The organism is Streptomyces caeni, assembly GCF_042678285.1.
Taxonomy (GTDB): Bacteria; Actinomycetota; Actinomycetes; order Streptomycetales; family Streptomycetaceae; genus Streptomyces; species Streptomyces caeni.
On sequence record NZ_JBHUDX010000030.1, the window covers coordinates 42,419 to 64,722 of the forward strand.

Consider the following 22,304-nt stretch of genomic DNA (forward strand, 5'->3'; position numbering starts at 1 on the left):
CCCGGCTCGCTCCTGCCCGCCGCCGGCTTCCGTCCGGCTTGTTTCTTCGCCGAAATACTCTTATGCGATCGTTCAAAGAGCAATCCCCGGACTTTGCGATCGCCTCGTGGATCGGACGGCCCCGCACGATCACACTGCTCACCACCGCAGGCCACCTCCCGCACCGAGGACCAGTGACGACACGAGGAGCGACCAGATGAGCAACAGACCACCAGCGGTGGCGGGCGCCGACGGCGCCCCGGCGCCCGGCGCAGGAGAACAGCGGCTCAACCGTGGATTCAGTTTCCGTTCCGCGTTCTCGCTGGCCTTCGCCGACGTGTCGCCGATCGTCGCCCTGTACGCGATCTTCACCCTCGGCCTGTTCACCGCGGGCCCGGCGTTCTTCTGGGCGTTCCCTATCGTCCTGGCGGGCCAACTGCTGATCGCCCTGGTCTTCGGGGAGATGGCCTCCCGCTGGCCCTTCGCCGGCAGCGTGTACCAGTGGGCGCGGCATGTGCGGGGCGCGTCCTGGGGGTGGGCGGCCGCGTGGGCCTATGCCTGGGGACTGACCATCGCCCTGTCGACCCTCGCCTACGGCGCCTCCGGGTTCCTCCTGGAGGCGCTCGGGGTGGAGGCGCCCAGCCGCACGCAGACGGCGGGCACGGCGCTGGCCATCCTGGCGATCGGCAGCCTGGCCAACATGATCGGCCGCAAGGTGCTGAAGGTCATGGTGATCGCCAGCATCCTGTGCGAGATCGCCGGTTCGCTGGGCCTGAGCGCCTATCTGCTCCTCTTCCACCGGGTGAATCCGGTCAGCGTGCTCTTCGACGGGTTCGGCACCCAGGGCGCCGGCTCCTGGCTCGGCGGCCCCATGCTCATCGCCATCGCCTTCGTCGGCTGGTCTTTCGTGGGCTTCGAGTCGGCGGGGTCGATCGCCGAGGAGGTGGAGAACCCCGAGCGCAACGTGCCCAAGGCGATCATCCTGGCCCTGCTGGCCGTCGCCGCCCTGGTGATGTTCTCCAGCGTGGCGATCATCCTGTCGATCCCCGACCTCGGCAGGGTGATGGCCGAGCAGACCGGTGACCCGGTGACGTACACGCTGACCAGCCATCTCGGTGAGGCCGTGGGACGGCCCCTGCTGCTGATGTTCGTGATCGGCTTCGTCTCCAGCTTCCTCGCCGTGCAGGCCGCCGTCTCCCGCTGCCTGTGGGGCTCCGCACGGGACCACGCGCTGCCCGGTTCGCGTCGGCTGGCCAGGCTCGCGGGCCCGGAGCGCCTGCCCGTCAACGCGATCGCGCTGACCGCCCTGGTCGCCGGTGTCCTGATCCTCGTCGCGGGATCCGAGCTGTACGGCGTGCTGGTGAACTTCACCACCATGGGCTTCCAGATCTCCTTCGCCATCCCCGTCGTGGGAGCTCTCATCGCCCGGCTGCGCGGCACCTGGCGGCCCGGCGCCTTCAGCCTCGGCCGGTGGGGCACCCCCGTCACACTGCTCGCCGCGCTGTGGGCGATCGCCCAGACCGTCAACATCGCCTGGCCCCGCGCGTCGATGGGGCAGGAGTGGTACCTGCGCTGGAGCATGGTCCTCACCACCGGGGTCCTCACCGCCGTGGGAGCGGTCGTCTTCCTGGCGGTCCGTTCCCGCATGAGGGAGCCGCTGGCCGAACGCCTCGCCGCCGCTTCGGACATCGCGGCGGTTCCCGGGCAGGCGTCCCCCGTCGCCGCCGGACCGTCCGTCGCCGGGGAGCCCGCGCAGCCATGATCTCAGCACCCCTCGAACCACCCCGGCGCCGTACCGCGCTGGTCACCGGCGCGGCGAGCGGCATCGGAGCGGCCTGCGCGGCCACCCTCACGGAGGCCGGATGGCTCGTCGCCGGCCTCGACCGGCACAGCCCCTCCGGGGACTCCACCGCTCTGAGGCTCACCGCCGACGTGGCCGACCCGGCCTCCGTGAAGGAGGCGGTCCGCCTGGCCGAGTCCCGGCTGGGCCCGGTCGACGCCCTGGTGACCGCCGCCGGCCACTACGAGGCCACGGCCGTCGACGACATCACACCCGAGCAGTGGACCCGGATGCTCCGGGTGCACCTCGGGGGGCTGGTCAACCCGGTACGCGCGCTGCTGCCCGGCATGACGGAGCGCGGGGGCGGCTCCGTCGTCGCCATCACCTCCGAACTCGCCATCGGAGGCGGCGACGACGGAGCCCACTACGCGGCGGCCAAGGGCGCCGTCATCGGAACCGTGCGCAGCCTCGCCGCCGAAACAGCCGCCCGGGGCATCCGGGTCAACGCCGTCGCGCCCGGTCCCACGGACACGCCGCTGCTGGCCCCGGACTCGCCCTGGCGCGCCCCCGCCTATCTGGAGACGCTGCCCGCCCGGCGCCTCGCCCGGCCGCGGGAGATCGCGGCCTGCGTCCTGTTCCTGCTCGACGAGGGCACGTTCTGTACCGGAGAAGTACTCTCCCCGAACAGCGGAGCGGTGATCTGATGCCGCCCAGGACCCCGCAGGAGGCGAACCCGCCCGACCGGACCCCGTCCGGCAGGGCCCAGGCATCCGCGACCCCGCCGGCCGAGCCCCGGCGGACGCACGCCGGAACCCGTGCCCTGGTGACGGGAGCGGCGCAGGGCATCGGCCGTGCCATCGCGGCACGGCTGGCCGCCGACGGGGCCCTGGTCGCCGTCAACGACCGTGTTCCGGGGCCCCGTCTGGACGAGGTGGCGGACGCCGTGGGCGGTGTGCGCGCGCCCGCCGACGTCAGTGACCGCGCACTCGTCCGGGACCTCGTGGCGCGGCTGAGCGAAGAGATCGGCGACATCGACGTCCTGGTGTGCAACGCCGCCTACATGACCATGGGCGAGCTCGCCACGCACGACGAGGACGACTGGTGGAAGGTCGTCGACACCAATCTGACCGGAACCTTCCACCTCGTCCAGGCCGTGCTTCCGGGGATGCGGCGCCGCGGGCGCGGCCGCATCGTGGTGGTGTCCTCGGAGTGGGGGGTCACCGGCTGGCCCGGGGCCACCGCCTACGCGGCCTCGAAGGCCGGGCTGATCTCCCTCACCAAGAGCCTCGGCCGTGAACTGGCCCCCCAGGGCATCCTGGTCAATGCCGTGGCCCCGGGTGTCACCGACACCCCGCAACTGCGCGTGGACGCCGAAGCGGCCGGCCTGTCACTGGACGAGATGCGCCGCTCCTACGCCGCCGGCATCCCGCTGGGCAGGATCGGGCGCCCGGAGGAGATCGCGGCGGCCGTCGCTCTTCTGACCGACTTTCGTATCGGCTCACTGGTGGGCCAGACACTGCAGATCAACGGAGGAACCACCCGGTGCCGCGCATGACCCCGCCCGTCGGCCAGACCGACGGCCAGACCAGCCCCCGTTACGCGGGCCTGACCACCTTCGCCCGGCTGCCCCGGCTGGAGGACGTCGACGGCTACGACGTGGCCGTCGCCGGCGTCCCCTTCGACGCCGGCGTCACCTTCCGGCCGGGCGCCCGCTTCGGCCCCTCCTACATCCGCCAGGCGTCACGCCTGCTGCGGCCCTACAACCCCGCGCTCGACGTGCTGCCCTTCGGCCGGCAGCAGGTCGTCGACGCAGGCGACCTGCCCTGCAACCCGTACGACATCGCCACCGCCTCCAAGGAGATCGAGGACGGCGCCCACGCGCTGATCAGGGACGGTGCCCGGCTGGTGACCCTCGGCGGTGACCACACGATCGCCTATCCGCTGCTCAAGGCCATGAACCGGGTCCACGGCCCGGTGGCCCTGGTGCACTTCGACGCCCACCTCGACACCTGGGACACCTATTACGACGCCCCCCTGACGCACGGCACCCCCTTCCGCCGCGCCGCGGAGGAGGGGCTGTTCCTGCCGGGGTCCAGCGCCCACGTCGGCATCCGGGGCTCGCTCTACGACCCCCAGGACCTCTCGGACGACGCCGAACTCGGCTTCACCATCGTGCACTGCGCCGACTTCGAACGCCTCACCGTCGCCGACGTCGTGGCACTGCTGCGCGAGCGGATCGGCGACGCGCCGCTGTACGTCTCCGTCGACATCGACGTACTCGACCCGGCCCACGCCCCCGCCACCGGCACCCCGGAGGCCGGCGGGCTGACCAGCCGCGAACTCCTCGGCATTCTCCGCGGCCTGCGCGGGCTGAACCTGGTGGGCGCCGACGTCGTGGAGGTCTCACCCGCCTACGATCACGCCGACATCACCTGCGTCGCCGCCGCCAACCTCGCCTATGAGTTCGTCTCCCTGGCCGCACTTCGCCCCGGGGCCGGCGCGTGAGCCCCAGCCCCGCGCCGCCGGTCAGCTGGCCCGCGGGCAAACGGGCCGCCGCCTCGTTCACCTTCGACGTGGACGCCGAATCGGCCGTGCTGAGCACGCACCCGCAGGCGGCCGACCGGATGTCGCTGATGAGCCATCAGTCGTACGGCCCGCTGGTCGGCGTGCCCCGTCTGCTGCGCATGCTGGAACGGCACGGTGTCCGGGCCACGTTCTTCGTCCCCGGGTGGACCGCGCGCCGCCACCCCGGCAGTGTGCGTGCCATCGCCGCGGCGGGACACGAGATCGCCCACCACGGCTATCTGCACGAACCGCTCACCGGTACGGACACCGCGACCGAGGCGTCCTTCCTGGACAAGGGGCTGGACGCGCTCGAAGAGGTCGCAGGGGTACGGCCCGTCGGCTACCGGGCGCCCATGTGGGAACTCACCCACCGGTCGCCCGGCCTGCTCGCGGACCGCGGTTTCCTCTACGACAGCAGCCTCATGGACGCCGACACGCCCTACGAACTGGCCGTCCCCGGCGGCCGTTCCCTCGTGGAGGTCCCGGTCCAGTGGGCACTGGACGACTGGGAGCAGTACTGCTATCTGCCGGACATCTCCGGGACGGGGCTGATCGAGAGCCCCCGCAAGGCGCTGGAGATCTGGACCCTGGAGTTCGAGGCGATGAGAAGGGAGGGCGGCTGCTTCGTCCTCACGACGCATCCCTTCCTGAGCGGCCGCCCGTCCAGGGCCGCCGCGCTGGAGGAACTCGTGGAGCGCGTGGCAGGCTGCGCCGACACCTGGCTCGCCCCGCTGGCCGACATCGCCCACCACACCCGCTCGCTCGCGCTGCCGCCCCGCGTGGTGGACCGGCCCGACCCGCGGTTGTGACACGGGCCGGCGCCGGGACAACGGACGCGGAGACGTCTCCCCCGGGCGCCGGCGGTCGTGGCAGGTGGCCTGCGGGGGGGGCGCGATGGGGCGTGCGCGCCGGTGTGTGACGGTGCGCGCGGGTGGCCCGCGGTGTGACGCAGAACACGATGAGGGTCCGGAGAGGTGTTCGCCTCTTCCCTCCGCCGGGTTACGCCTGGTCAGCAGGCACCCGAAGGTGACTAGCACTGCTTGTTGAAACATACACAGGGTGCTCGGCCGGGGGCGGTCGGTGATTTTCCCGGGGTGGGATGAGTGATCCGGGCCGCGAGGCACTTAGGTGGGGATCAGGCCCAACGGCCTTTCCACAGAAGCGAGTTGGCGCCGACCTGTGCCGGGCCCTCAAGGGAGAGGATCACCGTCATGTCCCCAGTCGACGGGAGGCTCGCGTGAGTCACTACAACGCCCCGGAGGGCGCCCCGCCTCCGGAGTACGGCGCCGGGCGGTCCCAGTCCATGTACCTGCCGCTGGAGCTCCCGCTGGACTTCGAAGCCTTCTGCCTCGGGCACCAGGAGGTGTTCCACGCGTACGCGGAGGTGCACTTCGGTACCCGCGCCGTGGCCGAAGAGGTCATCCACGAGGTGTTCCTGCAGATCCACGCCGGCTGGACGCAGTTGCTGAGCACGGGGAACCTCGAGCAGGGCGCGTGGGCCATCGTGCGCCGGGCCGTGCACGACCGGCTCGAACGGGAGCGACGGGCGCCCGCGTTCGTCATCAACGGCCCCATCGTCCAGGCGCTGGCCGCCGCGCGGGACAAACTGAAGAAGATGGAGTCCAGCAGCGGCCTGTACGAGGCGATCGGCTGCTGCGAGGGGCGGATCGGCAGCGGCGCGGAGTCCCGGGGGAGTTCCTGCGCGGGGCGGCGTACAAGCTCGGCAGCGGCGCGGTGACCCTGGTGGTCCTGTGGTGGGAAACCCGCCGCTGACCGCCGCCCTCGGGCAGGCCGTCCGCACCGGCCGGATGGACGCGCACTCCGGCCGGCGGTCCGCACGCCGTCGTCAGCCACCCTGCCGCAGGGTCCGGGACAGACCGAGGGCGGCGGTGCGGACCGCCGGGGCGAGTTGGGCGGGGCGGAAGCGGGCCTGCGGGACGGCGACCGAGAGGGCGGCGACGGCCGTGCCGCCGCCGTCGAACACCGGCGCGGCGATGCAGCACACCCCGAGCGCGGCCTCCTGCTCCTCGTAGGCCAGACCGGAGACCTGCACCTGCTCGATGGCGGTGCGCAGCCGGTCGGGGTCCGTGGCCGAGTACGGGGTGAGGCCCGGCAACGGCTCGGCGAGCACCTGCTCGGTGAGCTCGGGGCCGGAGAAGGCCAGCAGGGCCTTGCCCACACCGGTGCACGTGAGCGGGAGCCTGCCGCCGACGCGGGAGGGCAGCGGCAGCGGGTCGTGGCCGTGGACGCGCTCCAGGTAGACGACGTGCCGGTCGTCCCGCACGCCGAGGTGCACCGTTTCGCGCGTGGCCTCGTACAGATCCTGGACGAAGGGGAGCGCCGTCTGGCGCAGTCCCTGGCGGCGGGGCACCAGGGTTCCCAGCTCGAAGAGCCTGCCGCCGAGCCGGTAGGCCGCGCCGTCACGTTCCAGGAACCCCAGCCGCACCAGATCGGCGGCCAGCCGGTGCGTGGTGGTCTTGCTCAAGCCCGTACGCTCCGCCAGTTCCGTCAGACGGTACGAACCACCGTCCGGGCGGAAGCAGTCGAGGATGACCGCTGCCTTCTCCAGCATGTTGCCCTGATCGGCGTTCCGTGTCACGGAACAATAATTGCCGCTGTCGTGTGGCCGCGTCTATACCGGACCTCGTCACACCCTCGTACGTTCCCGCGTACTTTCCCTTGGAGTGCTCGCATGCCGACACCCCCGCCCACCGATTCCCCGCCCGCCGCGGTGGTCAGGGCCGCCGACGCCCTGGCCGGTGCGGCCCGCACCGGGGTGCCGTGCCCGCCGGTGCGGAGCCTGCTCCCCGACGGGGGCATCGCGGAGGCGTACGCCGTGCAGCGCCTCAACGCCGAACGGGCCCTCGACGCGAAGGGCCTCCGGGTGGTCGGCCGCAAGATCGGTCTGACCTCCCCGGCCGTCCAGCGGCAACTCGGCGTCGACCAGCCGGACTTCGGCGCACTGCTGTCCGACATGGCGGTCCCCGACGGCGGCACCGTGCCCGCCGGTCGGCTGCTGCAGCCCAAGGTGGAGGCGGAGGTCGCCCTGGTCCTCGGCGACGACCTCCCGCACGCCCGGTGCACGGTGGCCGACGTGCTGCGCGCGGTGGACTTCGCGCTGCCCGCCCTGGAGATCGTGGACAGCCGGATCGCCGGCTGGGACATCACGATCGTCGACACCGTCGCCGACAACGCCTCCTCCGGTCTGTTCGTCCTGGGCACCAGCCCGGTGCCGCTGACCGCCGTGGACACGCGGCTGGTGCAGATGACGATGACCCGCCGTGGCGAGAAGGTCTCCTCGGGAACCGGGGCCGACTGCCTCGGCGGCCCGCTCAACGCGGCCGTCTGGCTCGCGTCGGCCCTCGCCGCGGCGGGCGATCCGCTGCGGGCCGGAGACATCGTGCTCACCGGCGCCCTCGGGCCCATGGCGGACGCCCGGCCCGGCGACTTGTTCGAGGCACGGATCTCCGGCCTGGGTTCGGTACGTGTCGCATTCGCCCCGGAGGAACCGGCGGCGACGGAAGAAGGAGAACAGCAGTGAGCAGCGCCACCGACCCGGTGCGCACCAAGGTCGCGGTGATCGGTTCCGGCAACATCGGCACCGACCTGATGATCAAGGTGCTGCGGACCTCCGACGTCCTGGAGATGGGCGCCATGGTCGGCATCGACCCGGACTCCGACGGACTGGCCCGCGCCCGTCGTCTGAAGGTCGTCACCACCCACGAGGGCGTCGACGGCCTGGTGAAGCTCGACGAGTTCGCCGACGTCTCCATCGTTTTCGACGCCACCTCCGCCGGCGCCCACCACCACAACGACCGGGTGCTGCGTTCCCTCGGCCGCAGGGTGGTGGACCTCACCCCGGCCGCCATCGGCCCGTACGTCGTGCCGCCGGTCAACCTGGACGCCCACCTGGACGCCGCCAACGTCAACATGGTCACCTGCGGCGGCCAGGCCACCATCCCCATCGTCGCCGCCGTCGGCGCGGTCACCCCCGTCCACTACGGGGAGATCGTGGCCTCCATCTCCTCGCGCTCCGCCGGTCCCGGCACCCGCGCCAACATCGACGAGTTCACCGAGACCACCTCCGCGGCCATCGAGAAGGTCGGTGGCGCCACCCGCGGCAAGGCGATCATCGTCCTCAACCCCGCCGAGCCGCCGCTGATCATGCGCGACACCGTCTACTGCCTGGTCGGCGACTGCGACGACGCGGCCGTGACCGCCTCGGTGGAGGAGATGGTCGGCCGGGTCCAGACCTACGTGCCCGGCTACCGGCTCAAGCAGAAGGTCCAGTTCGACCGGGTCGCCGACGACGACCCGCTGCGCTCACTGCTGCCCCCCGGCACCCGCGGGCAGGCGGCCAAGGTGTCCGTCTTCCTCGAGGTCGAGGGCGCCGCGCACTACCTGCCGTCCTACGCCGGCAACCTCGACATCATGACCTCGGCCGCGCTGCGCACCGCGGAGCGCATGGCCACGCACCACACCCCGGAGGTGGCGTCCCGATGACCGCCGGCCAGCCCCCCGCCCTGTACGTCCAGGACGTGACCCTGCGGGACGGTATGCACGCCGTCCGCCACCGCTACACCGTCGAGCAGGCCCGCGCCATCGCCGCCGCCCTCGACGCGGCCGGTGTCGCGGCGATCGAGATAGCCCACGGCGACGGCCTGTCCGGTTCCAGCATCACCTACGGCATCGGCGCCCACACCGACTGGGAGTGGATCGAGGCGGTCGCCGACGCCGCCCGCAACGCCGTGCCCACCACGCTGCTGCTGCCGGGCATCGGCACCCTCCACGACCTGAAGCAGGCGCACTCCCTGGGCATCCGCTCGGTGCGGATCGCCACCCACTGCACCGAGGCGGACATCTCCGCCCAGCACATCGCCGCAGCCCGCGAGCTGGGCATGGACGTCGCCGGGTTCCTGATGATGTCCCACATGGCCGAGCCGGCCGAACTCGCCCGCCAGGCCAAGCTGATGGAGTCCTACGGCGCCACCTGCGTCTACGTCACCGACTCCGGCGGCCGTCTCACCATGGACGGGGTACGCGAACGGTTCCGCGCCTACCGCGACGTCCTGGACCCGGCGACCGGGACGGGCATCCACGCCCACCACAACCTCGCCCTCGGCGTCGCCAACACCGTCGTCGCCGTGGAGGGCGGGGCGACCCGGGTCGACGCCTCCCTCGCGGGCCAGGGGGCGGGCGCGGGCAACTGCCCGCTGGAGGCGTTCATCGCCGTCGCCGATCTCATGGGCTGGGACCACGGCTGCGACCTCTTCCCGCTGATGGACGCCGCCGACGACCTCGTACGGCCGCTGCAGGACCGCGAGGTCCGCGTCGACCGCGAGACCCTCACCCTCGGCTACGCCGGCGTGTACTCCAGCTTCCTGCGCCACGCCGAGAACGCCGCCGCCCGCTACGGCCTGGACACCCGCAGCATCCTGGTGGAGGTCGGCCGCCGGAAGATGGTCGGCGGTCAGGAGGACATGATCACCGACATCGCCCTCGACCTCGCCGCCGCGGCCGCCGCCGGGAACTGAGACCCGCACGCTCCGTCACGCGCAGGTGTCCGGCCCGCGGCCAGGACACCTGCGCACCACCATGTCCGCCCGCCGCGCGGGGACTCCCGCAGCGTCTCGGGGGTCTGGAGCACAGCCCGCGGCCGTCGCCCCGCGGCGACGCCCTCGTCGCCGGGAAGAGCGCGTACCGAGGGCGGTGTCCGCCGCGTTCCCGAGGGGGGAACGCGGCGGGCGGGGCCGTGGCCGTGGCCGCAGGATCGCGGGGACTGCTGACAACCGCTGTGGCTCGGACAGGAGTGTGCATGGACAGGGAGAAGCGGCCTGAGATCGGCGCGGACGTGGTCGCGGGAGGGATCCGCACCAACTACCTGGAGGAGGGGACGGGCAGCCCGGTCGTGCTGGTGCACGGTTCGGGCCCCGGGGTGACCGCGTACGCCAACTGGCGGCTGACGATCCCTGCGCTGGCCGAGCGGATGCGGGTGCTGGCGCCGGACATGGCGGGGTTCGGCTTCAGCGAGCGTCCCGAGGGGGTGAGCTACGGCCTGGACCTGTGGGTCGACCAGCTGGTGGGCTTCCTGGACGCCCTGGAGCTGCCCTCGGCCTCGATCGTCGGCAACAGCTTCGGCGGCGCGATAGCCCTGCGGGCCGCCGCCCGGCACCCCGAGCGGGTGGACCGCCTGGTGCTGATGGGCAGCGCGGGCGTTCCCTTCCACCTCACCGAGGGGGAGGGGCTGGACGCGGTCTGGGGCTATCAGCCGTCCATCGAGAACATGCGCCGGCTGCTCGACATCTTCGCCCACTCCCGGGAACTGGTGACCGATGAACTGGCCGAGGTGAGGTACCGGGCCAGCGTGCAGCCCGGCTTCCAGGAGGCGTTCTCGGCGATGTTCCCGGCGCCCCGGCAGCGCTGGGCCGACGCCTTGGTCACCCCGGACGAGGAGATCAGCGCCCTGCCGCACCGGACCCTGATCGTCCACGGCCGGGAGGACCAGGTCATTCCGCCGGCCAACTCGCTGCGGCTGCTGGAGCTGATCCCCGCCGCGCAGCTGCATGTCTTCGGCCACTGCGGCCACTGGACACAGATCGAGTGGGCCGACGCGTTCAACGAACTCGTGGGCGACTTCCTGACCTCCTGAGCGGTGTGTGCGGCGGGGGTCCGCGTGCCCCGGGCTCCCGTCCCCACCATCCATAGACCCCCGAATCGCCGCTGCCCCGCAGCCGTGTTCGGGGCTTCGCGGCCCCGTCGGCACCCCCGCATGTTCCGGCGTGAGGAACGCCGGTGGCGCCCCTGGCCGGTCCGGCGCAGCCTCATCCGCAGGCCGGGGCAGGACCGGCCAGGAGGAGTGTTCACGTGACCCCATTCATGCTCCGCGTCGCCGAGATCCTGGGGCAGGACCCCGGATCCGGCGAGCGCCCCGTCCCGGGGACCCGTCCCAGCGCGCCCGCGTCGGCGGGAACCGGGGCCGACCGGCAGGTGGCCGTCCGGGCCCTGGCCGAACAGCTCGTCTGCGAGGCCAACGCCGTGCTGGCGGGGGCGGACGACCACCTGGCGCTGACCGACGAACTGTCGGACGGCGAGCTGGCGTTCTCGGTGCACTACCGGGGCCGCAGCGTCCGGGTGTCCACCAGGTTCGCGGACGGCACCGCCTACGGGCGGCTCGTCGGCGACGGACTCGCCGCCACCGAGCCCCGGGAGCTGGACGGCCCCGAGGCGCTGACCGACCTGCTTCTTCTGCTGCTGGTCGAGTCGGACGTGCCCCGCCGTCCCGCCACCGTCTGACCGGCCTGTTCCCGGCTGCGGAACGGCGCTGGCCCCCTTCCTGTGGCACGGGCCACAGTCCTCGCAAGCACCCGAGGAGACCACATTGCAGTACGAACTGCGTACCCAGGTCATCGAACCGAGACGCAAGACCTTCCAGTACCTCATCGACCGGTACGGCGACCGCCCGGCATCCCGGTACGAAGAGGGCACCATCGACGTCCAGGCCACCGAGCACTTCCACTACCGGCCGCTGTGGGCGCCCGACAAGGAGCTCTACGACGAGGGCTGGAGCACCTTCCGGCTCACCGACCCGTACTCCTTCACCGACCCCCGTCAGTACTACTACGCCCCCTACGTCACCACCCGCGCCTCGCTGCACGACGCCTTCGCCCGGACCCTGGAGTACCTGGAGAGCCGGGACCTGCTGGGCCGGCTGCCCGAGCCCTGGCGGGAGCTGATCGCCCACGTGGTGCTGCCCCTGCGGCACTACGAGTCCGGCGCCCAGATGGTCAGCACCGCCGCGGCCCGGTTCTGCTACGGCGCCAGCACCGCCCAGTGCTGCGCCTTCGCCGCCTTCGACCGGGTGGGCAACGCGCAGATCCTCAGCCGGGTCGGGATCGCACTCGGCGGCGGCACCGCCACCCTGCTGGAGGAGGCCAAGCGGGCCTGGCTCGACCAGCCCTCGCTGCAGCCGCTGCGCCGTTACGTCGAGGAACTGCTGGTCGAGGAGGACTGGGCCGTCGCGATGATCGGCCAGGACCTGACCGACCGGCTGATCTACGCCCTGCTGTACCGCAGGCTCGACGAGGCGGCGCTGCTGGGCGGCGCGGGCGGCTACAGCCTGGTGGCCCAGCACCTGAACGGCTGGTTCGCCGACCAGTGCCGCTGGATCGACGCGCTGTACAAGGCGTGGCTGGCCGACCCCGGGCACGGCACCGCCAACGGTGCCGCGCTGGCCGCCGCGGTGGAGCACCGGCTGCCGGCCGCGGTCGAGGCGGTGAGCGCCCTCGCCGCCACGGCGGACGGCCTGGTCGACGCCGACTGCCGGGCCGCCGTCGACGAGGCCGCCGCCGCGGTCCGGACCGCCCTGAGCGCCCTCGGCGCGCCGATCAAGGAGCAGAACGCATGACCGCCACCGGGCCCGACACCCGAAGCCCCGACGCGAAGAACCCCACTGCGGCCGCCCCCGGCGCCGGACGGCGGGTCCGCAACGTCGGCGTCGACCTGCAGGAGAACGAGGACACCCGAGCGCTCGTGGAGGCGATCGAGTCCGTCAACGGGGATCTCACGGTCCTCCGGCTGCCCGGTCTGGTGAAGATCCAGTCCCCGGGACGGCTGGTGATCACGCGGGAGAGCGTCGAGGAACGGCTGGGACGCCCGTGGGAGACCCACGAGTTCCAGCTCGCCATCGTCTCCTACTCCGGCCACTTCGCCGAGTGGGACGACGACGAGATCGTCATCGCCTGGGACCACTGAGGAGACCAACGACATGGCCGTCACCCCGCGCAAGCTGTCGATGAAACAGCGCTATTCGGCGCTGACCCGTGACCTGGACTGGGAGCCCTCGTACGTCGACCCTGAGAAGGTCTTCCCGTACACCGCCTTCGAGGGCATCAAGATCCACGACTGGTCGAAGTGGGAGGACCCCTTCCGGCTCACCGTCGACGCCTACTACAAGTACCAGGCCGAGAAGGACAAGCGGCTGTACGCGGTGCTCGACGGCGCCGCGCAGAGCCAGGGGCACCTGTCCCTGTCGGACGCCAGGTACCTGAACGCGATGAAGCTGTTCCTGCAGGGAGTCACCCCGCTGGAATACCAGGCGCACCGCAACTTCGCCTTCCTCGCCCGCCATCTCAACGGCCCCGGCCCGCGGTTCGCGGCCCTGTGCCAGTCGGTCGACGAGCTGCGGCACACCCAGACCGAGATCCACACCCTGTCGACGTACAACAAGTACTACGGCGGTTTCCACTCCTGGAACACCATGCACGACCGCGTGTGGTACCTCAGCGTCCCGAAGTCCTACTTCGACGACGCCCTGTCCGCCGGCCCGTTCGAGTTCCTGATCGCCATCGGTTTCTCCTTCGAGTACCTGCTGACGAACCTGCTGTTCGTACCGTTCATGTCCGGCGCCAGCTTCAACGGTGACCTGCCCACCATGACCTTCGGGTTCTCGGCGCAGAGCGACGAGAGCCGGCACATGACCCTCGGTCTTGAGGCCATCAAGTTCCTGCTGGAGCAGGACGAGGCCAACGTGCCGATCGTGCAGGCCTGGATCGACAAGTGGTTCTGGCGCGGTTACCGCGTCACCGCGCTGATCGCCCAGATGCTCGACTACATGCTGCCGCGCAAGGTGATGAGCTGGAAGGAGGCGTTCGAGCTCTACTTCGAGGAGCAGATGCTCAACGGACTCTTCCCCGACCTGGAGTTCTACGGCATCCGCCCGCCGCGCCACGTGCAGCAGGCGATCGACGAGAAGGAGACGCTCAGCCACCAGGTCTACTGGGTGCTCCACCAGTTCAGCTTCGCCGCGGCGTTCACCACCTCGGTCCCGGGCGCCGAGGACCAGCAGTGGCTGGCGGCCAACTACCCGGACACCTTCGAGAAGTACTACAAGCCGCTGTGGGACAAGGCCCAGCGGGTGGTGGACGGCGGCGGGCGCTTCTTCTACCCGGGGCTGCCCCAGCTGTGCCAGGTGTGCCAGATCCCGATGCTGTTCACCGAGCCGGGCGATCCCACCACGATCTGCCAGCGCAGCAGCGAGTACAAGGGCGAGCGGTTCGACTTCTGCTCGGACGGCTGCCAGTGGGTCTTCGAGCGCGAGCCCGAGAAATACGTCCAGGCATGGTTGCCGGTGCACCAGATCTACCAGGGCAACTGCGGTGGCCCCTCGGTGCCGGAGGTCCTCGCCTGGTACGGCATCCAGGACGGCGACGGCGGTGAGTACACCGGGTCCGCCGACAACACGAACTGGGAGCGCTGGCACTCCGGCGCTCCGGTGGGGAGCTGAGCCATGCCGGTCCGCGCGATCGCACCGTACGACTTCCCGTCGAGCTCCCGTCAGGAGCTCTACGGCGAGGACCAGTTGGTCCACCTGTGGTGGCGGGACAACATGTGGTTCGGAGCCGCCGCCTGTTTCCGCACACCCAGGGCGATGACCTGGGCCGAGTTCCGCTCCACGGTCGTCGACCCCTGGGCGTCCGCCGACCCCGACTACGACCCGGCCACCGCCTGGCACTGGAGCGTCGACGGCAGGACCGTCGAACCGTCCGACGACCAGACGCTCGACGCCCTCGGCGTGGGCCACAAGAGCCTGGTCTCCTTCCACCGCTGAGAGCACCCCGATGCCCACAGTGACCGTGCAGCCCGAAGGAGTGGTCGTGGAACTGCGTGAGGGGGAGACCGTCCTCGACGGTCTCCACCGCGCGGGCTACGCCTACCGGATCGGCTGCCGACGCGGCGGGTGCGGGGTCTGCAAGGTGGACCTGGTGGCCGGCGACGTCGAGTACCGCAAACCCGTCGCCGACACCGTCCTGCCCGCGGCCGAGCGCGGCTCGGGCACCTGCCTGACCTGCCGCGCCGTCCCCACCAGCGATGTCTGCATCACCCTGCGCAACGACAGGTTGCGCGTCATCCACCCGCTGCTGGCCTTCCGGCCGGGCAGCACGTCCGCCGGCGGGACCGGCACCGAGAATTAGGAGCCAGCCATGGCAGTCATGCGCCTGGGATACGTCCACGCGAGAGTCACCGACCTCAGCGACGCCAGGAGCCACTACGTCGACACCCTGGGCCTGTACCCCGTCCAGGAGGAGCCCGGCCGGCTGCTGCTCAAGGGCTGGGACGAGTGGGACCACCACTCGGTCGTCCTCGACGAGGGCGGGGTCGGCCTGGGCAGACTCGGCTACAAGGTCGAGGACCCGTCGGACCTCGACGGGTTCGAGAAGCGCGCCCAGCAGTTCGGCTGCCGCGTGGAGCGGATGAGCAAGGGTGAGAACCCCGAGGTCAGCGACGGCATCCGGATCTTCACGCCGTCCGAGCACGTCCTGGAGCTGTACCACGACATGACCCTGGTCGGCACCGAGGTCGGCACCGTCAACCCCGAGGTGTTCCCGCGGCACCTGGTCGGCGTCGGCGTGCCCAACATCGACCACGCGCTGATCACCGCCGAGGACGTCAACCTGATGGACCGCTTCTTCGCGGAGGTGCTGGACTTCTACACCACGGAGCGGGTGGCCACCTCGCTCGACGACGACGCCGAGTACATCGGCACCTGGATGAGCGCGGGCCAGAAGGTCCACGACATCGCCGTGATCAAGGGCCCGCAGGGCAAACTGCACCACTTCGCCTTCGAACTCGGCGACTGGGCCGATGTGCTGCACGCCGGTGACCTGTTCGCCATGGACGACGTCTCGGTCGACGTCGGCCCGACCCATCACGGCATCACCCGGGGCAAGACGATCTACTTCTTCGACCCCTCGGGCAACCGCAACGAGGTCTTCGCCGGCGGCTACCGGTCCTACCCTGACCGTCCCTGCGTGACCTGGACCCCCGACCAGCTCGCCAAGGGCATCTTCTACGTCGGGCGGGAACTGAACGAGCGCTTCACCAGCGTCCTCACCTGAGGCCACCCCGGCACAGGCCCCAGCAAGCGCAGCCGTGCGTCCGCGCCCACGCGGGCGCACGGCCCCCCATCCCAGCCCGGAGTTGTTTGCATGACCCAGACCCACCGCATCACCGTGGAACCGATCGGGCGCGAAGTCGAGTGCCGGGAGGACCAGACCATCCTGGACGCCTGCCTGCGGGCCGGCGTCTGGCTGCCCCACTCCTGCACCCACGGCACCTGCGCCACCTGCAAGTCGGAGATCCTCGACGGCGAGGTGGACCACGGCGACGCGTCCGCGTTCGCCCTGATGGACTTCGAACGCGACGAGGGCAAGACCCTCACCTGCTGCGCCCGACCGCGGTCCGACGTGGTGATCGAGGCGGACGTCGACGTGGACGAGGACGTCCCGGTCCATCCGGTGACCGACTTCACCGGCACGGTCGCCGCGGTCGAGGAGATCGCCCTCGACACCCTGCGGCTGATCGTCGAACTCGACCGCGACCTCGCCTTCAACCCCGGGCAGTACCTGAGGTTCACCGTGCCCGGCAGCGGAGTGGACCGCACCTACTCGATCGCCAACCCGCCGTCCCGGCCGCGCACCCTGGAGTTCCACATCCGGCGCACGCCGGGCGGCGCCGCCACCGACGGCTGGATCTTCAGCACCCTGCGCGTCGGCGACCGGATCCCGCTCTCCGGACCGTACGGGCGCTTCGTGCTGCGCACCTCGCGTGACGAGCCCGCGGTGATGGTCGCCGGAGGAACCGGTCTGGCGCCGATCAAGGCGATGATCCTGGACGCCCTGGAGAACGACGCCCACCGCGCCCACCTCACCCTCTACCAGGGCGCCCGCACCCGGCGGTGGCTCTACGACGTCGACTTCTTCCGCGGCCTTCAGGAGCGCCACCCCGACCGCTTCCGCTACCGGCCCTGTCTGTCCGAGGAGGAGGCCGAGGGCTTCGCCACCGGTCTGGTCACCGACGTCCTCGCTGCCGACCACGCCTCGCTGCGCGGCCACGTCGGCTATGTCTGCGGTCCGCCGCCGATGGTGGAGGCCGCCCTGAAGACGCTGATGAGCAAGAGGCTCTTCCCCCGCGACATCTACCGGGAGGACTTCTTCAGCGAGGGCGACAGGGCGGCGGGTGCCGTCCGCTCGCCCCTGATCAAGAGGTGAGACACGGGAGCTGAGCAGTCTGGAAGACATTCTCGGCGGCGCAGGTGCGGGGCCGCGGCAGCAGCCGGGGGAGGTGGGGGAAGGGCGAGCGGCCCGTGGACCGGGCACTGCGGTCGCCGGGGAGGACACCGGCGGTGACCAGGGCTGCGATACGCCGGTTGTGCTGCCGGGTGACAAGGAGGCCGGCAATGGTGACGCGTGTGTCGTGGGCCCGTCGGACGCCGAGAAAAGGAAGCGGCGGCACGATCGAACGGCGGGAGCCGTGTCGTCTACGCATCCTGGAACGGCTCGACGCAGACCGGGGCATGGCGGGTACTCGCCGGACCCGACCCCGATTGCCTGTCCGCCGTCGCCGCACACGTCGCCCGGTCCGGGTTCGAGACAGCCATCACCACGAACGCCCCCGGACCGTGCTTCGCAGCGCAGGCGCCGGATGCGCGCGGCAAGGTCCTCGGAGTCTCCCGCGTCGTGGCACTCTCCGGCCGACCGTCCCCGTGAATCGGGCCGCTCCTCCCGTGAGGCACCCCGCACGACCGGTCACCGGCGGCCGCGGTGTGCCACAAGGTCGCGCAGGCGATCCCAGGGGCCCCATGCCCGCGCGGTGGCCTCCACCTCGTTGATCGGCCGTAGGGGTGATCTTGTGCGGTCGGCCTGCTCCGGCCACCCCGACGACATGCGCGGTCCGGCCCGTGGGCGCATCCTGACAACGCCCCCACCAGTTGCCGCCGACCAACGGGACGTGCCGTGATCCTCCTTGTTCTCCTCGTTCCCGCACTGATGATCCTCTTCGTCGTCCGGGCGGGCCCGCAGGTCTTGGCCGGGGAGCGCCGGCACAGCCTCCGCGACGCGGGAGGCCGGGTGCGCCTCGCCCGGCTTCTGCGCGCTCGCCGACCCCGCACGGCGAGGGCACCCGGTCGCCGTTGACAACCGGCAAGCCGTTCGACCCGGTGCCCGCGCGGGAGAGCGGAACCGCCGCCTCGCCCGCGCACCGGCTGACGGGGTACGCGGGGATGCCGCCTGCTCCGCCCCGTACTTCCGCGTGCCGCACGGCGCATATCCGCCCGCGGGCGGGCACGTGTGGCGTGCTCGCTCTCTGGACCGCGCACGAGACGCTGCTGCGGGCGGCCGAATCGGTTCTGCCGAGAGGCAGGGCCTAGGCAGTGCTGACCTGCGTACGCCGCCGGAGCCGCTGCGCTCGGCCTCGCGGCCCGCGACAGGATCCGCACTGCGGCCGGGGCCACCGCCACGGCCCTGGGCAAGGAGGCCGACGAGCTGGAGCGGGAACCCGCAGAGATGCCGAACGAGCCCTTCGAGCCCGGCGGATGACGCGTTCCCCGTCCGTGGACGCGACACCCTCGGTCCCCGGTGGGCGGCGGGCCGCGGGCCCGCTCGAGGGCGCGTCGCCGGGGTCCTCCTTCGCGGGCCTCACCAGAGAGGGTCAGACACACCCGTCATGCGGGCTGTCTGCGGGTGGCGGGCGCCTTTCCGGTCCTGCCCTTGGCCACCAGCTGACGCCCGAGGGCCAGCGCGGTGGTCCGTACCGCGGGTCCCATCCGCTCGATGTCCAGCTGAGTGCTCCGGCCGGTCACCGACAGGGCCGCGACCGGGAGCCCGCCCGCGCCCAGCACCGGCGCCGCGGCACAGACCGTGCCGACGCCCGACTCCTCCCGGTCGTAGGCGATCCCGGTCCGGCGGACGTGCTCCAGCTCCCGCAGCAGGGACCCGGGAGCGACGATGGTGAACGGGCTGCACGGTGGCAGACCCGCCTTGATCCGCTCGGCCGTCACCTCGGGCGGAGAGAAGGCCAGCATCGCCTTGCCGACGCCGGTGGCATGGGCGGGCATCCGCCCGCCGACCCGCGAGGGCAGGTTGGGGGACGCCTTGCCGCCCAGGATCTCGACGTAGACCACCTCCACCCCCTCCCGCACCGCGAGGTGCACCGTGGCGCGGCTGACCTCGCGCAGGTCCTCCATCAGCGGCAGCGCCGCCTCCCGCACATCGCGCTGCCGGGGCACCAACTGGCCGAGTTCGAACAGGCGCAGCCCCAGCCGCAGCCCCTTCGGCGTCTGCTCCAGCAGACCGAGCCGGCACAGCTCCCCGGCCAGCCGGTGCACGGTCGACTTGGCCAGCCCGGTGCGACGCCCCAGCTCCGAGACGGAGACCGTCGTGTCGGCCGGCGAGAAGGCGTCGAGCACCGACACGGCACGGGCCAGTACGGAGGGTGCGGGACCGTCCCGCTCAATGGGAAACATCAGTTGCATTGTTAGGGACATTTGAGTCACAGTCCAGGCACTGCGCGGCTCTCAATGTGGAGGTCCCCCTATGATTGCGATCACCGGACCGGCTCTGTCCGCCCGGGGCCCGGCGAGGACCGTGGGGGAACGCCCCGAAGGCCCCGAAGGCTCCGACGGAGCTCTGAAGGACGGTGGCCTGAGGTCGGTGGGCGCGGCCCTCGACGTACTGGAGTGTTTCGCGCTGGAGGAGCAGCTGGGCGTCAGCGACGTCGCCCGCCGCCTGGGTGTGGCCAAGAGCACCGCGCACCGGCTGCTGAGCGCGCTGTGCGCTCGCGGACTGACCGAGAAGGATCCCGCCACCCGGCAGTACCGGCTCGGCCTCCACCTGGTCGAACTGGGCCAGATCGCGCACAGCCGGGTGGAACTGCGCCGGACCGCCTTCCCCATGTTGGAGGAGCTGCGCGAGGTCAGCGGATGCACCGTGCACCTCTCCATCGCCGACGGGGTCGACGTGCTCCAGATCGAACGGCTGGAAAGCATCCGGGCGATCCCGCTGATGGCCCGCGTCCGCCGCCGCTGGCCGGTGCACGCCACCAGCTCCGGCAAGGTGATCGCGGCCTTCGACCCCCGGTTGGCGGCGGCCCGGAAGGCGGCCGGCTTCCCCGCCTGCACCGAGCGCACCATCCGCAGCGCGGAGGAGTTCGACCGGGCGCTGGCCCAGGTCCGCCGTACCGGCTTCGCCACCAACCTCGGCGAGGCCAAGGACGGCGCCGCCTCCGTGGCCGCCCCGGTGCTGGACCGCTCCGGTGGGTCCCGGGCCGCCATCTCCCTGGTCGGCCCGGCGGCCGAGATCGCCAGGGACCTGGGCCGCCAGGCCCAGCTGGTGACCATCGCCGCCCGCAAGGTCGCCCAGTGCCTGGGAGCCTGAGCACGCCCACGGACAGCACGGCCGAGTTCGCCGACACGGAGTGCTACCCGGGCTTCCGCCCGGAGTACGCCGAGTCGGCCTACGCGGTGGAGCCGTTCCGGCCCTTCGGCAAGGAGGACGAGTCCCGCTTCTGGTTCCTGGACTTCCACTGGCCGCGCGGCCTGACCCCGCTCGGCCTGCTGGCCAACCAGGACGGCTACAGCTGGGCCTCCCAGCTGGCCGCGGAGTGCCTGCCGCTGCCCGGCAGCCGCGGGATCACCCAGCGCCTCGTCGGCACCCACACCTACGCCTCGGCGATCCAGGTGCCCTCCGAGTTCGAGCGCCGGGCCCGGGCGACCCGGCTGCGCGCAGGTCTGAACCGGTTCCTGGACGAGTTCCCGGGGATCTGGGCGGCTCGCGAAGACGAGATCGACCAGTGGTGGCAGCGGCTGCGGTCGATCGACCCGGCCCGGCTGGACACCGCGGAGCTCGTCGGCCACCTCGGGGAGGCACGGCGCTTCCACCGCCGCGCCTTCGAGATCCACTTCGAGGTCATGTACCCGCTGCTGGCCAACCATGTCGCCTTCCGCCGCCTGTGCGACTCACTGGGCGTGGACCCGGCGCTGGTCGGTGTGCTGCTCCAGGGCGAGCACACCAAGGTGATGGAGACCGACCGGGCGCTGTGGGAGCTGGCCGGGGCCGCCCGGCGTGCGGGGCTGGCAGCCGCCCGTCTCACCGCCGCTCCCGGCGACCGGGTGCTGGCCGGCCTGGCCGCGGCCGGGGGAGCGCAGGCGCGGTGGGCCAGCCGGTTCGGCGACTTCCTGCAGGTGTACGGCCACCGCACCGAGGGCACCTCGGACGTCGCGCTGCCCAGTTGGCTGGAGGATCCCTCCCCGGCCCTGGGGATGATCGCCTCTTTTCTCCAGCTGCCCGCCGAGCACGACTTCGACGCCGAGCTGACCCGGGCCCGGGAGCAGCGCGACGCCGCCGCCGACGAGGTGCGGGGCCGTCTCACCGGCCGGGAGCAGCGGGTGTTCGACTCGGCCCTCGCCTCCTGCCGGGCGGCGAACCTGCCGAAGTGGCAGGACGACCACAATGTCTCGATCGATCTGCGGGTCGCGCTGCCGCTGCGCCGGGCGAGCCTGGAGATCGCCGAGCGGGCGGGGGCGGACCGCCGTGACGACGCCATGTTCCTGTTCTGGCCCGAGCTGGTCGCGGTCGCCGAGGGGCGCTCCGCGTACCCGGCGCTGCGCGGGCTGGTGGGGGAGCGGCGGGACTACTTCGAGCGGTGGCGGGCCCGGCGGTCCTCGCTGCCGAAGGCGCTGGGCACGGTGCCCGACGAGGACGCCCACGACCCGGTGCTGGCCGAGGTCTTCGGGATCGACCGCACCTTCCTCGGCAACATCCGGGCGGCCGCCACGCGCACCGTCAGCCGGCTCACCGGGGTGCCCGCGGCGCGCGGCACCGCCCGGGGCAGGGCACGGGTGCTCACCGATGCGGAAGCGCTGCACCGGCTCAGGCCGGGGGACGTCCTGGTCTGCGAGTCGACCTCGCCCAACTGGACTCCTGCCTTCGCGGTGATCGCGGCCTGCGTGTGCGACGCGGGCGGAATCCTCTCCCACGCGGCGATCGTCGGACGCGAGTACGGCGTCCCCACCGTCACCGCGGTCGGCACGGCCACCCACGCCATCCGCGACGGAGACGAAGTCGAGGTCGACGGCACCCACGGCACCGTCCGGGTCCTGCGCCGATGACGACCGCGTCGAGGGTTCCGGAACCCCGGGCCGGTGCCG

General features: G+C 71.9%; 22 protein-coding genes. 20 read left to right on the forward strand and 2 right to left on the reverse strand.

Annotation, left to right across the window (positions count from 1 at the left end):
• The first annotated feature begins 196 nt into the window (after positions 1–196).
• From ACFSL4_RS12740 to ACFSL4_RS12765, 6 genes are all read left to right on the forward strand, one after another.
• Positions 197–1,741: an amino acid permease gene (locus tag ACFSL4_RS12740; RefSeq protein WP_381081734.1), complete on the forward strand. Its 1,545-nt coding sequence runs from the start codon at positions 197–199 to the stop codon at positions 1,739–1,741.
• Positions 1,738–2,463, forward strand: a complete 726-nt coding sequence (locus ACFSL4_RS12745) for an SDR family NAD(P)-dependent oxidoreductase (RefSeq protein WP_381081736.1) — start codon at positions 1,738–1,740, stop codon at positions 2,461–2,463. Before ACFSL4_RS12740 ends, ACFSL4_RS12745 begins: the two co-directional genes overlap by 4 nt.
• Positions 2,463–3,314 (forward strand): SDR family NAD(P)-dependent oxidoreductase, encoded by an 852-nt coding sequence (locus tag ACFSL4_RS12750; protein ID WP_381081739.1) that lies wholly within the window; start codon positions 2,463–2,465, stop codon positions 3,312–3,314. The genes ACFSL4_RS12745 and ACFSL4_RS12750 overlap by 1 nt, the downstream gene beginning before the upstream one ends.
• On the forward strand, positions 3,311–4,264 hold the full coding sequence (gene speB, locus ACFSL4_RS12755) for an agmatinase (RefSeq protein ID WP_381081741.1): 954 nt from the start codon (positions 3,311–3,313) through the stop codon (positions 4,262–4,264). The genes ACFSL4_RS12750 and speB overlap by 4 nt, the downstream gene beginning before the upstream one ends.
• On the forward strand, positions 4,261–5,133 hold the full coding sequence (locus tag ACFSL4_RS12760) for a polysaccharide deacetylase family protein (protein WP_381081743.1): 873 nt from the start codon (positions 4,261–4,263) through the stop codon (positions 5,131–5,133). Before speB ends, ACFSL4_RS12760 begins: the two co-directional genes overlap by 4 nt.
• 428 nt (positions 5,134–5,561) lie before the next feature.
• Positions 5,562–6,062 (forward strand): RNA polymerase sigma factor, encoded by a 501-nt coding sequence (locus ACFSL4_RS12765; protein WP_381081745.1) that lies wholly within the window; start codon positions 5,562–5,564, stop codon positions 6,060–6,062.
• Between the two features lie 108 nt (positions 6,063–6,170).
• Here the strand turns inward: ACFSL4_RS12765 and ACFSL4_RS12770 are convergent, their stop codons facing one another.
• Positions 6,171–6,896: an IclR family transcriptional regulator gene (locus ACFSL4_RS12770; RefSeq protein ID WP_381082145.1), complete on the reverse strand. Its 726-nt coding sequence runs from the start codon at positions 6,894–6,896 to the stop codon at positions 6,171–6,173.
• Between the two features lie 120 nt (positions 6,897–7,016).
• On the opposite strand from ACFSL4_RS12770, the gene ACFSL4_RS12775 reads away from it, so the two are divergent.
• The 12 genes from ACFSL4_RS12775 to ACFSL4_RS12830 all read left to right on the forward strand — a co-directional run bounded on the left by ACFSL4_RS12775 (position 7,017) and on the right by ACFSL4_RS12830 (position 17,370).
• Positions 7,017–7,865, forward strand: a complete 849-nt coding sequence (locus tag ACFSL4_RS12775) for a 2-keto-4-pentenoate hydratase (protein ID WP_381081748.1) — start codon at positions 7,017–7,019, stop codon at positions 7,863–7,865.
• A 17-nt stretch (positions 7,866–7,882) separates the two neighbouring features.
• Positions 7,883–8,827, forward strand: a complete 945-nt coding sequence (locus ACFSL4_RS12780; protein ID WP_381082147.1) for an acetaldehyde dehydrogenase (acetylating) — start codon at positions 7,883–7,885, stop codon at positions 8,825–8,827.
• Positions 8,824–9,858, forward strand: coding sequence for a 4-hydroxy-2-oxovalerate aldolase (dmpG, locus tag ACFSL4_RS12785; protein WP_381081750.1), 1,035 nt, complete (start codon positions 8,824–8,826; stop codon positions 9,856–9,858). The genes ACFSL4_RS12780 and dmpG overlap by 4 nt, the downstream gene beginning before the upstream one ends.
• Before the next feature lie 281 nt (positions 9,859–10,139).
• Entirely contained in the window at positions 10,140–10,973 is an 834-nt protein-coding gene (locus ACFSL4_RS12790) for an alpha/beta fold hydrolase (protein ID WP_381081753.1), read from the forward strand.
• A 215-nt stretch (positions 10,974–11,188) separates the two neighbouring features.
• Positions 11,189–11,617 carry a hypothetical protein gene (locus tag ACFSL4_RS12795; protein WP_381081756.1) on the forward strand — a complete coding sequence of 143 codons (429 nt, stop codon included), beginning with the start codon at positions 11,189–11,191 and terminating at the stop codon, positions 11,615–11,617.
• A gap of 85 nt (positions 11,618–11,702) precedes the next feature.
• The gene (locus ACFSL4_RS12800) at positions 11,703–12,728 is read left to right on the forward strand and encodes a ferritin family protein (RefSeq protein ID WP_381081758.1); all 1,026 of its coding nucleotides are present in this window, start codon (positions 11,703–11,705) and stop codon (positions 12,726–12,728) included.
• Positions 12,725–13,075 carry an MmoB/DmpM family protein gene (locus ACFSL4_RS12805; protein WP_381081760.1) on the forward strand — a complete coding sequence of 117 codons (351 nt, stop codon included), beginning with the start codon at positions 12,725–12,727 and terminating at the stop codon, positions 13,073–13,075. Before ACFSL4_RS12800 ends, ACFSL4_RS12805 begins: the two co-directional genes overlap by 4 nt.
• 13 nt (positions 13,076–13,088) lie before the next feature.
• Entirely contained in the window at positions 13,089–14,606 is a 1,518-nt protein-coding gene (locus tag ACFSL4_RS12810) for a YHS domain-containing protein (RefSeq protein ID WP_381081762.1), read from the forward strand.
• 3 nt (positions 14,607–14,609) lie between these two features.
• The gene (locus ACFSL4_RS12815) at positions 14,610–14,930 is read left to right on the forward strand and encodes a phenol hydroxylase subunit P4 (protein ID WP_381081765.1); all 321 of its coding nucleotides are present in this window, start codon (positions 14,610–14,612) and stop codon (positions 14,928–14,930) included.
• Between the two features lie 10 nt (positions 14,931–14,940).
• Complete coding sequence (locus ACFSL4_RS12820) at positions 14,941–15,294, forward strand: 2Fe-2S iron-sulfur cluster-binding protein (RefSeq protein WP_381081767.1); 354 nt, start codon at positions 14,941–14,943, stop codon at positions 15,292–15,294.
• Positions 15,295–15,303: 9 nt separating this feature from the next.
• The gene (locus tag ACFSL4_RS12825; RefSeq protein WP_381081770.1) at positions 15,304–16,218 is read left to right on the forward strand and encodes a catechol 2,3-dioxygenase; all 915 of its coding nucleotides are present in this window, start codon (positions 15,304–15,306) and stop codon (positions 16,216–16,218) included.
• A 90-nt stretch (positions 16,219–16,308) separates the two neighbouring features.
• Entirely contained in the window at positions 16,309–17,370 is a 1,062-nt protein-coding gene (locus ACFSL4_RS12830) for an NADH:ubiquinone reductase (Na(+)-transporting) subunit F (protein WP_381081772.1), read from the forward strand.
• A 1,451-nt stretch (positions 17,371–18,821) separates the two neighbouring features.
• On the opposite strand, the gene ACFSL4_RS12835 is transcribed toward ACFSL4_RS12830, so the two are convergent.
• A complete protein-coding gene (locus ACFSL4_RS12835; protein ID WP_381081775.1) occupies positions 18,822–19,622 on the reverse strand; it encodes an IclR family transcriptional regulator in 801 nt (266 codons plus the stop codon).
• 70 nt (positions 19,623–19,692) lie between these two features.
• On the opposite strand from ACFSL4_RS12835, the gene ACFSL4_RS12840 reads away from it, so the two are divergent.
• Together ACFSL4_RS12840 and ACFSL4_RS12845 are read left to right on the forward strand one after the other, a co-directional pair.
• Positions 19,693–20,532, forward strand: coding sequence for an IclR family transcriptional regulator (locus ACFSL4_RS12840; RefSeq protein ID WP_381081778.1), 840 nt, complete (start codon positions 19,693–19,695; stop codon positions 20,530–20,532).
• A complete protein-coding gene (locus ACFSL4_RS12845; RefSeq protein ID WP_381081781.1) occupies positions 20,517–22,265 on the forward strand; it encodes a PEP-utilizing enzyme in 1,749 nt (582 codons plus the stop codon). Before ACFSL4_RS12840 ends, ACFSL4_RS12845 begins: the two co-directional genes overlap by 16 nt.
• Positions 22,266–22,304 lie beyond the last annotated feature (39 nt).

What these genes read in the sequence shown, in the direction of transcription:
- ACFSL4_RS12740 (WP_381081734.1), top strand. Translation starts at nt 197, where the DNA reads ATGAGCAACAGACCACCAGCGGTGGCGGGCGCCGACGGCGCCCCGGCG.
- ACFSL4_RS12745 (WP_381081736.1), top strand. Translation starts at nt 1,738, where the DNA reads ATGATCTCAGCACCCCTCGAACCACCCCGGCGCCGTACCGCGCTGGTC.
- ACFSL4_RS12750 (WP_381081739.1), top strand. Translation starts at nt 2,463, where the DNA reads ATGCCGCCCAGGACCCCGCAGGAGGCGAACCCGCCCGACCGGACCCCG.
- speB (WP_381081741.1), top strand. Translation starts at nt 3,311, where the DNA reads ATGACCCCGCCCGTCGGCCAGACCGACGGCCAGACCAGCCCCCGTTAC.
- ACFSL4_RS12770 (WP_381082145.1), bottom strand. Translation starts at nt 6,896, where the DNA reads ATGCTGGAGAAGGCAGCGGTCATCCTCGACTGCTTCCGCCCGGACGGT.
- ACFSL4_RS12775 (WP_381081748.1), top strand. Translation starts at nt 7,017, where the DNA reads ATGCCGACACCCCCGCCCACCGATTCCCCGCCCGCCGCGGTGGTCAGG.
- dmpG (WP_381081750.1), top strand. Translation starts at nt 8,824, where the DNA reads ATGACCGCCGGCCAGCCCCCCGCCCTGTACGTCCAGGACGTGACCCTG.
- ACFSL4_RS12790 (WP_381081753.1), top strand. Translation starts at nt 10,140, where the DNA reads ATGGACAGGGAGAAGCGGCCTGAGATCGGCGCGGACGTGGTCGCGGGA.
- ACFSL4_RS12805 (WP_381081760.1), top strand. Translation starts at nt 12,725, where the DNA reads ATGACCGCCACCGGGCCCGACACCCGAAGCCCCGACGCGAAGAACCCC.
- ACFSL4_RS12810 (WP_381081762.1), top strand. Translation starts at nt 13,089, where the DNA reads ATGGCCGTCACCCCGCGCAAGCTGTCGATGAAACAGCGCTATTCGGCG.
- ACFSL4_RS12815 (WP_381081765.1), top strand. Translation starts at nt 14,610, where the DNA reads ATGCCGGTCCGCGCGATCGCACCGTACGACTTCCCGTCGAGCTCCCGT.
- ACFSL4_RS12820 (WP_381081767.1), top strand. Translation starts at nt 14,941, where the DNA reads ATGCCCACAGTGACCGTGCAGCCCGAAGGAGTGGTCGTGGAACTGCGT.
- ACFSL4_RS12825 (WP_381081770.1), top strand. Translation starts at nt 15,304, where the DNA reads ATGGCAGTCATGCGCCTGGGATACGTCCACGCGAGAGTCACCGACCTC.
- ACFSL4_RS12830 (WP_381081772.1), top strand. Translation starts at nt 16,309, where the DNA reads ATGACCCAGACCCACCGCATCACCGTGGAACCGATCGGGCGCGAAGTC.
- ACFSL4_RS12835 (WP_381081775.1), bottom strand. Translation starts at nt 19,622, where the DNA reads ATGTTTCCCATTGAGCGGGACGGTCCCGCACCCTCCGTACTGGCCCGT.
- ACFSL4_RS12840 (WP_381081778.1), top strand. Translation starts at nt 19,693, where the DNA reads ATGATTGCGATCACCGGACCGGCTCTGTCCGCCCGGGGCCCGGCGAGG.